Source organism: Ruegeria sp. BB5, from assembly GCF_056539405.1.
Map to the genome: position 1 here is coordinate 696518 of NZ_JBQFUX010000001.1, position 15327 is coordinate 711844.

Sequence of the window (15327 nt, forward strand, 5' to 3'; positions counted from 1 at the left end):
CGAGGAGGCGCCCGCCAGATTTCCCCATCACGTGGCGCGCGCTGGTGTCAGATCAGGCGATTTCGACCGCTACAAAGATCTGGTTTCCACCGCGATTGATAAGAACAAGCGCGGGGTCGGTTTTTTCGCTGTCCAGAGCGGCCTTCAACGCGTCCGGTGTTGCGGTTTCCTGGCCGCCCAGTTTCACGATCACATCGCCCCGCTGCAGACCGGCCTTCGCTGCCGGGCTATCGGGTTTCAGGTCAGTGACGATCACACCATCGACATTTTCAGCCACACCCATCTCGGCGCGGTTGGTGTCGGTCAGCGGTGCAATAGTTACGCCCAAAGCAGTGCCCGAGACGGTTTCGTCCACTGACTTATCAATCTGGGCCGATGCGCTTTGATGCTGGCCGACGGTCAACTCGATCTGTTGTTCCTTGCCATCGCGCAGAACGGTCAGAACGCTGTCAGTGCCCACTTTGGTGGTGCCGACAAGGACCGGAAGATCGCTGCTGGAATCGACCACTTCATCGTTGAAGGTCAGAATGACATCACCCTGTTGCAGAACGCCCTCAGCCGGGCTGTCGGCAACAACGTCCGCAACCAGCGCGCCGATTGAGCTATCGATGCCCATGGCTGCCGCAAGCTCGGGGCTGACATTCTGGATCGACACACCCAGCCAACCCCGGCTGACCTGGCCGTCATCGCGCAGGTCGGCCGCGATGTGTTCCACAATATTCGATGTCACCGCAAACCCCAGACCCACTGAGCCACCGGTGGGCGAGTAGATCGCCGAGTTTACGCCGACGACTTCACCTTCCATGTTGAACAGCGGGCCACCCGAGTTGCCTTTGTTGATGGCTGCGTCGGTCTGAATGAACTCAGCATATGGTCCTTGCGATATGTTGCGCCCTTTGGCCGATACGATACCGGTCGTCACGGTTGAATGCAGCCCGAACGGGTTGCCGATGGCTACGACGTCTTCGCCCACGCGGATGCCGTCGCTGTCACCCAGTTCGACCGCCTGCAGGGTTTCATCCGCGTCGATCTTCAGAACTGCGATGTCGGTCAGCGGGTCGGTGCCAATAACCTCGGCGTCAAACGTACGGTCGTCCGACATGCGAACCGTTACGGACTCGGCATTGTCTACGACATGGTGATTGGTAACGATGTAACCCGCTTCATCCAAAACGAAACCCGAACCCAGACCTTGTGCCGGTCCACGCTGCGGGGCGCTAAACCCTTCGGGCGCGCCGAAGCGTTTGAAAAATTCTCCGAACGGGTGTTGGTCAAAGTCAAACTCCTGTCCCTGCGTGGGAACCGGTGTGGCACCTTGTTCGGCGATGATGGTGACGACCGAGGGCGATACATTTTCAACAAGATCGGCCAGTGCTTCGTCGGCCATCGAGGGCAGGGCGGTGGTCGCCAGCAATGCGGCGCTCAGTGCGCCAGCGCCAACCCAACTGGCTGTCCCGGGCAAAAGAAGTGAGGATTTGCGGATGCTCATTTTTATCTCCTGTTTATATCACGCGGGTGCGGCCGCGCGTTGAAACAGGAGATGCGCCTTCACTCTGTGTGTTTCCTGAGCGAATTGTTAAGATATCTTAATTTTGCCACAAATTAGCGGTTCTATCGCGACGTTCGAGGATTGGAGTCGGAGGATTTGTGCGAATCACTGAGCACGAATCGGTGGATTGTTGCCGGTTTGGACGCCAAAGCGCGAAAAAGGTTGAATTGAATCAAAATCGTTAACAAGTCAGTCGTCGCAATCTCCGATTTTCAGGTGATACCGTCTTGGTTGTGTCGACCTTCAAGTGTTAATGCGGTTATCGAAAACAATTTATAACATTTAGACCAGATAGCACATTAGGTTTATGCTTAATGGTGAAATGTGGTGTTTCGAGCAAAAATGTCACTCATCTTAAGGTTGAATCGCCTTTAATAAATGTTGCGGAAAAACCATCCTGATATCGGCAAAATTAACCGTTCTTTCCAATTTTACGTTGTTTGAATCCAACGGATGGGTGACGATGAATGTGCCCAAGCGAGGGGGAGCCAAAGGCACTAGGGGGTGCCCAAGGCTTGTCACAGTCACTGGAAACGCTGAGCGGCATGTTAACGAGGGGGTCTTGTTTAGGTTCGGCGGCGGAATAGCCAGAGTGTCGACAGACATTATTGGCCGCGTTTCCGGGATTGATGAAAAGTGGTAGTCCTGTTTTGGGTACCGGCCCGGTCGTTATCGACCGGGCCGATTTACTTTCAGACCTGTCGATTTTAGATGGTCCGCTTTGCGCGCCATGCCGCCCAGTCCGCGGGCGTGTCCAAATCCAGCAATGCGTGTTGGGCGGGCAGGGCGTGCAGATGCACCTTGTCCGCATGCGCGCGCACCACGGATTGCGCACCTTCGTCTCCTGTCAGACGGCTGAGCTGATCAAACAGGCTGCGATCAAAGATGACCGGATGACCTGGTTTGCCGTCCTCTGTGGCGCCGCGCCATATCAGGTTGTCCGGGTGGGCCTGGACCGCGGATAGCACTGCAAGCAAATCTTCGGTTGTGATGTCCGGCAAATCTGCCAGCAAGATCATTGCGCCGCTCGCTTCGGGAGACACGTGCGCAAGTGCGCCGCGCAGGCTGGCATTCATACCTTCTTGGGCATCCGGAATTTCGACCTGATGCAGATCCAATCCATCAAGGGCTTGGTATCGGAGATGCGGGGCGGAGGGCAATGCAACGATGACTGGTGCCGCTAGCCCGGCAATCAATGCCGCGCGACGTAGCAAGGGTTGGCCGTCGATGATCTGCAACAGCTTGTCCTGGCCGCCCATGCGGCTGGATTGCCCAGCGGCCAATAGAATTATGGGTATTTGTGTCATACCGCCACCATGCCGCCGCAACAGGGCAGAGTCATCCCCGCATGCGCGCGCCATCTGCGTCAAATAGTGGTTCCGAGATCACCCTAGCCTTACACAGTTGACCAAGGATTTCGATTTCAACCTGCAATCCGTCAGTCACCCGGTCCACGGGCAAGAACCCCATAGCAACCGACTTTTGGGCATGGTGCGAGTATCCGCCAGACGTGCAGAAGCCAACAACCATACCGTCCAACCAGATCGGTTCATATGCATTCACATCGGCGTCGTCGGCGTCCACCTCAAATGCCACCAATTTGCGCGCCGGGCCCTGCGATCGGTCTTGCTCAGCGGCGGTTCGGCCGATGAAATCGGCGTTTTTCGAGAATGATATGAACCGATCCAGACCTGTTTCCGCGGCGGTATAGTCAGGTGAGAATTCCCTCATCCATGAGCCAAAGAACTTGTCCAGACGCAGGCTCATCATCGCACGCATTCCAAACGGCACCATCCCGTGCGGTTGTCCAGCCCGCCATAGAACCCACCAGAGCTGTCTTTGTGCCATCGGATCGCAATAAATCTCGTACCCCAGATCGCCGGTATAGCTGACCCGCTGCACGATACAGTCGGTCATGCCAACGGTCATACGCCGCACGTCTAGAAAGCTGAGGTCCGAAACACTGTCGCGGGTGCAGGCGTCCAGGACTTGCTTTGCTTTTGGACCTGCGATCTGAAACCCGTTCAACCGGTCGCTGATGTTATCTATTTGTACGCCGTCCTGCTGATGTGTCAGGAACCAGCGCATGTGGAACGCCTGACTGCCGTATGACGCAGTCAGTTGAAATTCGCCTTCAGCCAGGCACGAAACGGTAAAGTCCCCGATCAGTTTTCCCCTGGGTGATAGCATCGGGGTTAGAGACACTCGGCCAGGTTGTGGAATGCGCCCGGCCATAATCCGATCCAGCCACGCGCGGGCCGTAGGGCCGGTAATGCGGTACTTGCCGAAATTGTGGACCTCGTTGATGCCGACACTGTTGCGAACGGCGCGCACTTCGCGCCCAGTCGCGTCAAACGCGTCCGAGCGACGGAATGAGGGAGTTTCATAGCCCGGCTCGTCCCCTTGGGCGAAATAGTTCGGGACTTCCAATCCGTATTGTTGACCCCAGACAGCGCCCAGATCGCTGAAAATATTGTACATCGGGGTTGTTCGGTTCGGGCGCGCGGCGGGCAGTTCCTCATTCGGGTAGGCGACGCTGAAGCGTTTCTGATAGTTCTCGATCACTTTCGGGCGGGTGTACCCGGGGCTGATCCAATCTCCGAACCGGGCCACGTCCATCGCAAAGACATCGCGTTCCGGTTCGCCCTCGATCATCCATTGCGCCAACGTCAGGCCAACTCCGCCACCTTGGCTGAATCCGGCCATCACGCCGCAGGCTGACCAGTAGTTGCGCATCCCCGGTACCGGCCCGACCAGAGGGTTCCCGTCCGGTGCAAAGGTAAACGGTCCGTGGATCACCGATTTCACCCCGGCTTCGGCCAGAACAGGAAAGCGACGATAGGCGAATTCGATACTGTCCGTGATTTTGTCATAGTCGTCTGGCAGCAGTTCATGCCCGAACTCCCACGGGGTGCCGTCGACAGCCCACGGCTTGCAGGGCTGTTCATAGAACCCGATGCACAGCCCGCGCCCTTCTTGCCGCAAATAGCTTTCGCCGGCAGGGTCCATGACATGCGGGTGTTCTCCGCCAGCGTCGATGATCGCTTCGATCTGGGGGATTGAATCTGTCACCAGATACTGATGTTCCATTGGGTGCAGCGGGAAGTAGACACCGGCCATCGCGCCAACCTCGCGCGCCCAGAGGCCACCGGCGTTGACTACATGTTCGGCGTGAATGGTGCCCTTATCGGTGACCACATCCCAGGTGCCGTCGGGGCGTTGGTTGGTCTCGCGCACCATGCAATGCGTTTCGATTGTGGCCCCACCCATCCGAGCCGCCTTGGCATAAGCATGAGTGGTGCCCGATGGGTCCAGATGCCCGTCCAGTGGATCATACAGCGCACCGATGATGCCGTCTGTATTGGTGATGGGCGCGATCTTCTTGATCTCGTCCGGCCCGACGATCTCGGTCTCCAATCCCATGAACCGATGCTTGGCGCGCTCGGCCAACAGCATGTCAAAACGGTCTTGGTTGTCGGCCAAAGTCACCCCGCCAACGTGGTGCAATCCGCAAGACATGCCAGTGATCTCTTCAAGTTCTTTATACAGGCGGATTGTATATCCCTGTAGGGCCGCCATGTTGGTGTCGCCGTTCAACGTGTGGAACCCGCCCGCCGCGTGCCAGGTTGATCCGCTGGTGAGTTCTGAGCGTTCCAGCAGCATGACGTCGGACCAGCCCAGTTTGGTCAGGTGGTACAGCACGGAACAACCGACGACACCACCGCCAATAACTGCTACGCGGGTTTCAAGTTTCATGAAGGCCTCCGTCAGTGTTTTTGCCAGTCTGATCAGTGGGGATCAGGATGCAATTCCGAATGCGACAAAACGTGTCGCCGCAGCAAATCGCATCTGCGGAAAACATCCGCTAAAGGGTGTCGCGGTTCTGTTACGGAATCGATCTACCAGGCGTCCGGGAAGGACCCTGTGTAACTACTCTACAAGGACATAAGATGAGCAAGTTTGATCCCCAACCCCAAGCGTTGAGCCGCCGTGAATTCATGGCCAAAGCCGCGGCACTTGGCCTGACAGCCACTGCTGCGAACCTGATCTGGGCCGAGGCCGGTCTGGCCGAGACGCCCAAAAAAGGGGGCCATTTCGTTTTGGGTCTGACGGGTGGTGAAAGCACCAACTCACTGGACCCGGCATTGTCGGCGTCGCATGTGACGGCCAAAGCGCTTCGGGCCTATGGAAATACCCTGACCGTGGTGACTGCTGATGGTGGGATCGCACCCAGCCTGGCCGCAAGCTGGGAAGCGAATGAGGACGGCAAGGTCTGGACCTTCCTGATCCGCAAAGGCGTTGAATTCCACAATGGTAAGACACTGACGCCTGAAGACGTACAGCAGACCCTGGCTCGCCACTCGAACGAAGAGTCGCAGTCGGGTGCTTTGGGCATTATGCGCGGGATTGAGGATGTGCGGGTCGACGGTGACTACGTGGTGATCACGCTGACCACACCCAACGCCGATCTGCCGTATCTGATGTCGGATTATCATCTGATCATGCAGCCGGGTGGCGGGATCGATAACCCCGGCGAGGGGGTTTCGACCGGTGCTTACAAGGTGACCGCAGATGAACCTGGAGTGCGCTATGCGTTCGAGAAGTTCGCCAACCACTGGGATGAAAACGTTGGCCATTATGACAGCCACGAGATCCTTGTTCTGAACGATGACACTGCTCGTTCGGCAGCATTGCAGGCCGGTCAGGTACACGCTATCAACGTGGTTCCCCCCCGTACCGCCAAGCTGTTTGGCCGCGCGCCGGGTGTCACCATCAATGCGACCTCGGGCCGGGGGCATTACATCTTTGTCATGCACACCGACACCGCACCGTTTGACAACAAAGACCTGCGGCTGGCGCTGAAATACGCCATCAATCGCGAGGAGCTGGTCGACAAGGTTCTGCGCGGTTTTGGCTCGGTCGGGAACGATATTCCGATCAACGAAGCCTATCCGCTGTTCGATGCGTCGATGGAGCAGCGCCAATTCGATCTGGCCAAGGCAGCTGAGCATTACAAAGCGTCGGGTCATGACGGCTCGCCCATCGTTCTGCATGTGTCTGACGCCGCGTTTGCCGGTGCACTTGACGCGGCGCAATTGTTCCAGCTGTCGGCACAAGCGGCTGGTATCCCGCTTGAGATTCAGCGTGAGCCGGCGGACGGCTACTGGTCAGAAGTGTGGAACAACAAACCGTTCTGTGCATCCTACTGGGGTGGGCGTCCGGTGCAGGATCAGATGTGGTCGGTTGGCTATCTGTCGACCGCAGACTGGAACGACACCAACTTTAAGAACGAAGAGTTCGACGCGCTGGTATTGAAAGCCCGTGCCGAGTTGGACGCCGCCAAGCGCAAAGACATCTACGCCCAGATGGCGCGGATCGTCTGGGAAGAGGGCGGTCTGATCAACCCGATGTTCAATCAGTTCATCGACGGATATTCGGACAAGGTGACGGGTTGGTCCGCACATGCGAACGGTGACCTGATGGATGGCTATGTCGCTAGCCGTACCTGGTTCGCGTAACCCCGGAAATGAAACCGGCGCCCGATGGTGGGCGCCGGTTTTTTTCTTTAGCCGGGTTATAGCGGTCGGATCTTCAACTCGGTCACCCGGTTGCCGTCCTTCGCGGTGACTTCGAACCGAAACCCGTGGAATGAGAAGACCTGACCTACCACCGGGATCATCTGTGCCTCATGTATGACAAGCCCGGCGACTGTGTTCGCCTCGTCATCCGGCAATGACCAGTCCATCGCGCGGTTCGCGTCGCGGATTGTCATTGCGCCTTCGACCAGAAATTGCCCGTCTTCGGTGCGGGTCACCGGAACGTCTTCTTCGATATCGAACTCGTCGGCGATTTCCCCCACGATTTCTTCCAGGATATCTTCCAGCGTGATCAAACCGCGCAATGATCCGTATTCGTCGACCACCAGTGCAAAATGGCTGTGCATCCGCAGGAATTCCCGCATTTGGTCGTCCAGCGTCGTGGTTTCCGGCACAAAGTACGGGTCGTTTGCCACTTTGGAGATATCGAATTCTTTTAGCCGGTTGGTGTCACTTTCACTGGCCCCCGCATGGGCATACATGGCGCGAAACAGGTCCTTAGCGTGCACGACTCCCACAATGTTCTCCGGCTCATCCCGGAAGACGGGCAGACGGGTGTGCGGGCTTTTCAGACATTGTTGCAGAATGGCCTCGGGCGCGTCGTCGGCATCGATCATCTCGATGTTCGAGCGGTGAAGCATGATCTCTTCCACCGTCCGATCACCCAGATCCAGCGCGCCAAGGATGCGGTCGCGGTCTTCTTTTTCTACCACACCTTCGGAATGGCCCAGCTGCAGCGCGCCCGCGATCTCTTCGCGTACGGCAAGAATGTTGCTGTCCGGGTCGATCCGAACACCGAACAAACGCAAGACACCGCGCACCAGCAGGCGTACGGCTGCGACCATGGGTGAGAAAACCGTCACCACAATACTGATGATCGGCGCGACCAATGCTGCCGCTTTTTCCGCGTTGGTAATGGCATAGGTCTTGGGCAGAACTTCGGCGAAAACCAGTACCAGCAAAGTCATGACAAGCGTTGCCAGCGCCACGCCGCTTTCGCCAAACAACCGGGTGAACAAGGCCGTGGCCAGCGAGGCGGCAAGGATATTCACAAGGTTATTGCCCAGCAGGACCGAGCCGATCAGCCGTTCATTGTCATCGGTGATGTCCAGCGCCTTTTGCGCCCCGCGTGAGCCTTTGTCGGCCTGCGCCCGCAACTTGCCGCGTGACGATGCGGTCAATGCCGTTTCAGAACCCGAGAAAAAGCCCGACAAGACGAGCAAAAGCAGAATGGCGCCTGTGGTAAACCAGAATGCGCCGTCGATCAGAGAAGAAGAGGGTTCCATTGGTCCTTGGTTGTTGGTGTTGCTGCATCCGTTATGGGGGCGCGCCCCCTGCGGATCAAGGGGTTAGCCCTTGTTGTCGGGGTCTTTCGCCAGTGGGTGATGCTCTAACACCAGCTCGGCCAGACGTTCGTCGAGAACATGAGTGTAAATCTCGGTAGTCGCCACATCCGCGTGCCCCAGCAGGGTCTGGATCGACCGCAAATCGGCACCGTTGGCAAGTAGATGCGTCGCAAATGCGTGGCGCAGCGTGTGCGGCGTGACTTTTTCCGGTGACACGCCGCCCTGAACTGCCAATTCCTTGACTAGCAGAAAGAACATATGCCGAGTTAGATGCCCGGATTTGCCGCGTGAGGGGAACAGGAACTTGGATCGCTGACCGCCATCGGCAACAACTTGATCCTCGGCTTCATCCCGCACCATTAGCCAGACCGCCAGTGCGTCGCGTGCAGGCGGAGATAGGGGTACCATACGCTCTTTTCCGCCTTTGCCCAGCACCAGCAACATGCGCGGATCACCGCGGGCTGACGACACAGGTAATGAGACCAGTTCGGTCACCCGCATACCGGTGGCATAGAGAACTTCCATCAGGCAGGTATTCCGCACCCGGTCTGCCTTGGTGCGCCCGGTCTGGCGGGCGGCTTGCAGCAGCCGGTCCACCTCGGGCACGTCCAGCGTTTTGGGCAGGCGTTTTTGGCGTCCGGGCCCTTTGATCTGAATGGCGGGGTTGGTGTCGCGCCAGCCTTCCTCGAACGCGAAACGGTAGATTTGTTTGATCGCTGACAATCGTCGGGCACGGGTGGACTGCGCCAGACCTTGGGCGTCGCAGTCGATCAGATATGCCTCGATCTGATCCCGCTCTGCCTCGGCAAAGTTGGTTTTGCGGCGCTGCAGCCAGGCGGCGAAATCCTTTAGGTCGCGGCCATAGGCCAACAGGGTATTGTTGGCTGCCCCAAGCTCGGCCGCCTGCGCTTGCAGGAAGGTGGAAATCCAAAGCTCAGAAGTTGCCGGGGACGCCATGATCATGTGCCCTGCAGGATCAAAAGGTTCAGGGCCGCACGCCGCGCCGTATCCTCTAGGCCCACCCGGCGCAGGGTGGCAATGGCAGCCGTCAGATCGACCAGATTGCCCCTGGCGCCATGAGCAAACATTTCCATCGTTTCAAGAATAGCTTCGCCCAGCTGGTTGTTGTTCAGCATCGCCTGAATGTCCGATGGGATCGGCGCCGCCCAGGCAAAGCCTTGAGCCACCGCATCGGCCAAAGGTGAAGGGCTGCGCGCACGCCCCGGATCACCTTGCGCCAAAGCGGTTAGAAAAAGCGCATCTTCTGATTTGTCCGGCGGAGACTCGGCTGCGGTTTCATAGAGATCGGACAGCAGCAGGATACGCCACCGCAGGTTTTCGGCTTTGTCATCCGGCAGAGAGACTTGTGACAGGCGACCAGCAAATAAATCGGCGAAGGGAACCTCAAGCCCGACACTGCGCATCTGGTCCCATACAAGGGGCAATGCCATGGCGATGGCTTCGAGTTTACCGGTTTCCAGCGCGTTTTCGAATTTCTGAATGGCTGACACCCGGTCCCAGACCGCACCTGACGCCGCCGGGGCACGCTCGGTATACAAGCCCAATAGCTGGTTAGGGGTCAGCGCGCCAATCCGCGTCAGGCGTTCGGCCGCTTCGATCTGGGCTTTCCAGCCCGCCACATCGCGCAGGTCGGCGTTGGCAAAAGTCCGCGGCAGAGGGGCCGAGGGCAAACGTTCGCCAATCGCTTCAAACAATCGAAAAGTCAGCGGATCGGGATTGTCGGGCTGGGGAAGGTACTCGGCATCCTCAAACAACTCGGGGCTCAGGAAGCGGTCCAGCACATCCAGATCCTCGGGGGGCAGGACTTGCAGCGCATGGGCCGCCTCAAGCGTTAGCGCGGCAGAGTTCCAATCGCCTCGGCGCGCCTTGCAAAAAATCTGGGCTGCATAATCCAGCGATAGGTGCGGTTGCGCGATGAGCGCTGTGCAGCTGCGATCCTCATCCCCGGTCAGAAGCGTTGCATCGAACCAACGCTGAAACCGCGCGCGGCTGTCGGTGGGTCCGGCCAGTTGCACCAGCGATTGCGTCGGATCGGCGGCACCCAGCTGCATCAAGCGGTCGAGGCGAGCTAACAAGAGGGTTTCTTCCGCACTCGGCCCGGCAGGGGCCCGCGCTTCGGACAATAGCAGAGTGAATAACAGCCGCTGCATTGCTGGGTTGTACTTAACAGGAACCCGAGCGATCAGCTGCGCCAACCGGTCGGGATCACTGTTCTGCCATAGGCTCACAGGCAGGCCCGTTACAGAGGACGACACCAACCCCAGCGGTTGCGACAGCGCCTCAAGCGGTGTGACTTCGACATCCGGCCGCACACCGGTCTGTGTCACGGGCGGTTCCAGCAAAACGGTTCCCGGCAGGTTTTCTGGCGGGTTGCTCAACCAATCAATGACAGAAAGAGGTTGCTGCTGCGCTTGCGCCGAACCGGCCAAACACAGTGCGAACACTGCGGCCTTATTCGACATTCAGGATTACCGGCTCTCGTATCTCGTCTTGCGGCGCCGAGAAATCCGCACCGAAAAACGGCCCAAGATAGGCATATGCCACCAGCCCGATAAAACCCAGGCAAATCAGATATAACAGGAACTTGATTAGACGGCCCATTGCTCAACGCTGCCCCAATTTTCTCTTTTGTCATAGTTATAGCTAGCATTTTTCCTAAGATCACGTCATTCACAGTGAAATGAGCGAAATTAAGCATAACACCCACAGCTCGGACACAGATGCGGGCTTTGCACTGCACAAAACGGTTGTACTTGTAGGCATGATGGGGGCGGGAAAGACGGCGGTGGGCCGTGCGCTGGCTGCGCGGCTGGGCGTTCCCTTTCTCGACAGCGACGCTGAGATCGAATCGGCAGCCAATATGACCATCCCCGAGATTTTCGAACGTGACGGAGAACCGTTTTTCCGCGCTAAGGAATCTCAGGTTATCGGACGTTTGCTGGATGAGGAAAAAGGCATCCTATCGACAGGTGGTGGCGCGTTTCTGGCGGAACAGAACCGCACAATGATCACGGAACGCGGGGTCTCGGTCTGGCTGCGGGCCGATCTCGAGGTTTTGTGGAATCGCGTCAAACACAAAGACACGCGCCCCTTGCTGCGTACCTCTGATCCTTATGCGACTTTGCGCGGCTTGTATGAACAGCGTGTCCCGGTTTATGCGAAAGCGGATTTGATCGCCGAGTCCGACGGCGAGACCTCGATCGAGAATATGGTGAACCGGGTGGTGGATGCGCTGGCAACACGCCCCGATGTTTTGGAACGGAAGTAATGCATCAAACCGTACATGTAGAGCTGGGCGAGCGCTCGTATGATGTAGAAATCGGCCCGGAATTGCTGGCTCAGGCCGGTACACGGATCGCACCGTTGTTGCACCGGCCCAAAGTGGCGGTTGTGACGGACGAGAACGTGGGCGCGCTGCATCTGGACGCTTTGCGTGACGGTTTAGCCCACGCCGGGATCGAGATGACGTCGCTAACTTTGCCTGCTGGTGAGGCGACCAAAAGCTGGCCGCATTTCGAACGCACTGTAGAGTGGTTGCTGGCTGAGAAAATTGAGCGCCGGGATATCGTCGTTGCCTTTGGTGGCGGTGTGATTGGCGATCTGGTGGGGTTCGCCGCTGCGGCTTTGCGACGCGGAGTACGGTTTGTGCAAATCCCGACCTCGCTGCTGGCGCAGGTCGACAGTTCGGTGGGGGGCAAAACCGGGATCAACGCGCCGCAGGGCAAGAATTTGATCGGGGCATTCCATCAGCCGTCGCTGGTGCTGGCAGATACTTCGGTGTTGGGGTCGATGACCCAGCGCGATTTCCTTTCAGGCTATGGCGAGGTGGTGAAATACGGCCTGTTGGGAGACGCAGCGTTCTTTGAGTGGCTGGAAACCAACGGAACGGATGTCTCAGGCGGTGATATGGCCGCACGGGTGCGGGCCGTAACCCGTTCGGTGCAGATGAAGGCCGATATCGTGGCGCGGGATGAGACCGAGCAGGGCGACCGCGCGCTGCTGAACCTTGGCCATACCTTCTGTCACGCGCTTGAGGCTGCCACTGGTTATTCCGACCGTCTGCTGCATGGCGAGGGCGTCGCCATTGGCTGCGCGCTGGCGTTCGAGCTGTCGTCGCGCCTGGGTCTGTGTTCACAGGAAGACCCCAGCCGCGTGCGGGCACATTTGCGCGCTATGGGCATGAAAACCGATTTGAATGACATCCCCGGCGACCTGCCTGGGGCCGAAGCCTTGGTCGATCTAATGGCGCAGGACAAAAAGGTCATCGACGGTCAATTGCGGTTCATCCTGGCGCGTGGGATCGGCGAAGCTTTCGTGACATCGGACGTCCCGCGTGAGGCGGTGATATCCGTGCTGGAAGACGCCCTGGCGACGGCCTAATCAGCGCCCCCGGATCACCATCAGCTCACCAATGTTTTCCCGGGTGATATAGCCGACCATTTTACCAGTCTGCGTGCAGACGGCGATAGCCGGTGCGCCCTTGTGGAGCGTTTCCAGAACCATCTCAAGCCCGCTGGTCAGTTGCACCCTTGGGATATTGGTTTCCATGACCGACGTGGCGGGGTCGGACCGCGGAGTTTCCCCGGCTAGGGCTGCAAAAAGACGACCGCGGGTGACAAACCCAAGCAATGCGCCGTCATCATCCAAAACGGGAAATTCGTGCTGAGTGGTGTGGATGACTGCCTGCGCTGCCGTCGCCAGCGTATCGGACGGGGACAGAGCGTGGAATTCAGTGATCATCGCATCACGCGCCAGAACCCGCCGCGCGACCGAACGCATGGCCACGTCCTGACTTTCGGAATTGGCGGCGACAAAAACGAAAACCGCAATCAGGACCAGAATGGCGTTGCCGGTGCTCAGCCCCCAAAAGCCAAAGGCGACAGCCACGATCTGTCCTGCGATTGCCGCGATCCTGGTTGCCTTCGCCCGATCCATTTTGAGACATAACAAGGCGCGGAACACCCGCCCGCCGTCCATTGGGAAAGCTGGTATCATATTGAAGGCGGCCAGCAGCAAATTCACATATGCCAGACGGTTCAACAAACCCGGAACAGTGGTGTCGATCTGCGCCATTGTCTCAAGTGGCATACCGGCCCCCAGTGCGACCAGAATGATCCAGATGACGATATTCACCGCCGGACCGGCAAGGGCCACCCAAACCTCTTGCATCGGCTTTTCGGGCATCCGTTCCAACCGCGCCAGACCGCCAATTGGCAGCAAGGTTATGTCTGGGGTTTTGATGCCGTATCGCCGTGCCATCAGCGCATGGCCGAATTCGTGCGCGACGACGCAGGCAAACAAAGCCAGCACAAAGATCAGGTTTTCGATGGCGGCTGGCAGCCCGCCGCGGGAATAGGCGGCGAATCCGACCCAAGCCAGCAGCAGGAAAAAGGTGACATGGACCCTCAACTCGGACCCCAGAAACCGGCCGAGTGAGAAGGACCATGTCATGATTTGCCTCCGCTACGCTTAGAACGGAATCTCGTCGTCGTCGATTCCACCGGATGCCGGGGCAGGGGCGCTGGACGGTGCGCCATAAGGATCGCCGTATCCACCCCCGGCCTGACCGCCGCCGTAACCGCCCGATTGGCCGCCACCGCCGCCGCCTTCGCCGCGGCCATCCAACATCACAAGGGTAGAGCCAAAGCCCTGTAGAACAACCTCGGTCGAATACCGATCCTGTCCGGATTGATCCTGCCATTTGCGGGTCTGCAGTTGGCCTTCAAGATAAACCTTAGACCCTTTGCGCAGGTATTGCTCGGCCACGCGGACAAGCCCCTCGTTGAAGATCGCGACGGAGTGCCACTCGGTACGTTCGCGACGCTCACCTGTGTTGCGGTCTTTCCAGGTCTCGGATGTGGCGATGCGCAGATTGCAAACCTTGCCACCGTTCTGGAATGTTCGGACCTCGGGATCGCGGCCAAGATTTCCGACCAGAATGACCTTGTTGACTGAACCCGCCATGTATTTCCCCGTTCTGAATTGACGTATGCGCGCCGAATCTGGCGCAGTGTTTCCCAGCGACCCTATACGGCCTGCGTCTTGGTTGAAACATAGTTACTGCATGCAACACTGAGCAAGAAATTACTCAGGTTCGGTTAACCATGCTTTCATTATAAACTGAGATATCTATACTCCATAAGGTTCCTGACTAAGCGAGATTGGCTTTAATGCGTTTTCTGGTTGGTTGTTTTGTTGGTTTATGTGTTGCTCTGGTCTCGGATCCGGTGGCCGCACAAACGTTGTCGACCAAAAGCCGGAAGGACATTTTCCTTAAACAATCCAAGATTTTGGACACGCGCGCCGCAACCCAGTATCGGGATTCCGAGCGGCTTAAACCCAAGACTGCTCAACCGAAGTTTAACAAACGCTATACCGGGAAGTATCGCGGTCAGTATATGACACTGGCGCGTCAGGCGGCACGCAAACATAACGTCCCGGAAGAGCTTTTCCTGCGCTTGGTTCAACAAGAAAGCGGTTGGAATCCACGTGCAGTATCACACAAAGGCGCTTTGGGACTGGCACAGTTGATGCCCGGTACAGCGCAGCTTTTGGGTGTGAATCCGCATGATCCACAGCAAAATCTGGAAGGTGGCGCGCGGTATCTATCCTGGCAATACCGCAAGTTCAAATCGTGGCGTCTGGCGCTGGCGGCCTACAATGCCGGACCTCAGGCGGTTGAGAAACATGGCGGCGTACCACCTTACAAGGAAACCCAGAACTACGTGAAGGTTATCTGGGGCGGTTGAGTTAAATTCGATGCTTAGGTCTCTTTTGACCAGGTACATTTAGCTAAAATGCTTATGAGAAAATT

The 15327-nt window shown here is 57.8% G+C and carries 13 protein-coding genes; 4 read left to right on the forward strand and 9 right to left on the reverse strand.

Translation table 11 applies throughout. The features are described 5' to 3' along the window. Positions 1-52 precede the first annotated feature (52 nt). The 3 genes from ACR0DL_RS03455 to ACR0DL_RS03465 form a co-directional block, all read right to left on the reverse strand. Positions 53-1489: a DegQ family serine endoprotease gene (locus ACR0DL_RS03455; RefSeq protein ID WP_480687587.1), complete on the reverse strand. Its 1437-nt coding sequence runs from the start codon at positions 1487-1489 to the stop codon at positions 53-55. A gap of 767 nt (positions 1490-2256) precedes the next feature. Beyond that, positions 2257-2856: a nucleotidyltransferase family protein gene (locus tag ACR0DL_RS03460; RefSeq protein ID WP_480687589.1), complete on the reverse strand. Its 600-nt coding sequence runs from the start codon at positions 2854-2856 to the stop codon at positions 2257-2259. A 31-nt stretch (positions 2857-2887) separates the two neighbouring features. Beyond that, positions 2888-5305, reverse strand: coding sequence for a GcvT family protein (locus ACR0DL_RS03465; protein ID WP_480687591.1), 2418 nt, complete (start codon positions 5303-5305; stop codon positions 2888-2890). A 194-nt stretch (positions 5306-5499) separates the two neighbouring features. Between ACR0DL_RS03465 and ACR0DL_RS03470 the strand changes: the two genes are divergently transcribed. After that, a complete protein-coding gene (locus tag ACR0DL_RS03470; protein WP_480687593.1) occupies positions 5500-7068 on the forward strand; it encodes an ABC transporter substrate-binding protein in 1569 nt (522 codons plus the stop codon). A 56-nt stretch (positions 7069-7124) separates the two neighbouring features. Here the strand turns inward: ACR0DL_RS03470 and ACR0DL_RS03475 are convergent, their stop codons facing one another. The 4 genes from ACR0DL_RS03475 to ACR0DL_RS03490 form a co-directional block, all read right to left on the reverse strand. Then, positions 7125-8432, reverse strand: coding sequence for an HlyC/CorC family transporter (locus ACR0DL_RS03475; RefSeq protein ID WP_170358106.1), 1308 nt, complete (start codon positions 8430-8432; stop codon positions 7125-7127). Between the two features lie 63 nt (positions 8433-8495). Then, a complete protein-coding gene (locus ACR0DL_RS03480; RefSeq protein WP_480687595.1) occupies positions 8496-9449 on the reverse strand; it encodes a site-specific tyrosine recombinase XerD in 954 nt (317 codons plus the stop codon). 2 nt (positions 9450-9451) lie between these two features. Next, positions 9452-10975 (reverse strand): hypothetical protein, encoded by a 1524-nt coding sequence (locus ACR0DL_RS03485; RefSeq protein ID WP_480687597.1) that lies wholly within the window; start codon positions 10973-10975, stop codon positions 9452-9454. After that, complete coding sequence (locus ACR0DL_RS03490) at positions 10965-11114, reverse strand: hypothetical protein (protein ID WP_170348465.1); 150 nt, start codon at positions 11112-11114, stop codon at positions 10965-10967. The genes ACR0DL_RS03485 and ACR0DL_RS03490 overlap by 11 nt, the downstream gene beginning before the upstream one ends. A gap of 79 nt (positions 11115-11193) precedes the next feature. Here ACR0DL_RS03490 and ACR0DL_RS03495 point away from each other — a divergent pair, with 79 nt between their 5' ends. Then, entirely contained in the window at positions 11194-11781 is a 588-nt protein-coding gene (locus tag ACR0DL_RS03495) for a shikimate kinase (protein ID WP_170374987.1), read from the forward strand. Further along, the gene (aroB, locus tag ACR0DL_RS03500) at positions 11781-12893 is read left to right on the forward strand and encodes a 3-dehydroquinate synthase (RefSeq protein ID WP_480687599.1); all 1113 of its coding nucleotides are present in this window, start codon (positions 11781-11783) and stop codon (positions 12891-12893) included. The genes ACR0DL_RS03495 and aroB overlap by 1 nt, the downstream gene beginning before the upstream one ends. Here the strand turns inward: aroB and ACR0DL_RS03505 are convergent, their stop codons facing one another. Together ACR0DL_RS03505 and ssb are read right to left on the reverse strand one after the other, a co-directional pair. Further along, positions 12894-13964 carry a site-2 protease family protein gene (locus ACR0DL_RS03505; RefSeq protein WP_480687601.1) on the reverse strand — a complete coding sequence of 357 codons (1071 nt, stop codon included), beginning with the start codon at positions 13962-13964 and terminating at the stop codon, positions 12894-12896. Positions 13965-13982: 18 nt separating this feature from the next. After that, the gene (gene ssb, locus ACR0DL_RS03510) at positions 13983-14477 is read right to left on the reverse strand and encodes a single-stranded DNA-binding protein (RefSeq protein WP_170348469.1); all 495 of its coding nucleotides are present in this window, start codon (positions 14475-14477) and stop codon (positions 13983-13985) included. A 206-nt stretch (positions 14478-14683) separates the two neighbouring features. On the opposite strand from ssb, the gene ACR0DL_RS03515 reads away from it, so the two are divergent. Next, the gene (locus tag ACR0DL_RS03515) at positions 14684-15262 is read left to right on the forward strand and encodes a lytic transglycosylase domain-containing protein (RefSeq protein WP_480687603.1); all 579 of its coding nucleotides are present in this window, start codon (positions 14684-14686) and stop codon (positions 15260-15262) included. Positions 15263-15327 lie beyond the last annotated feature (65 nt).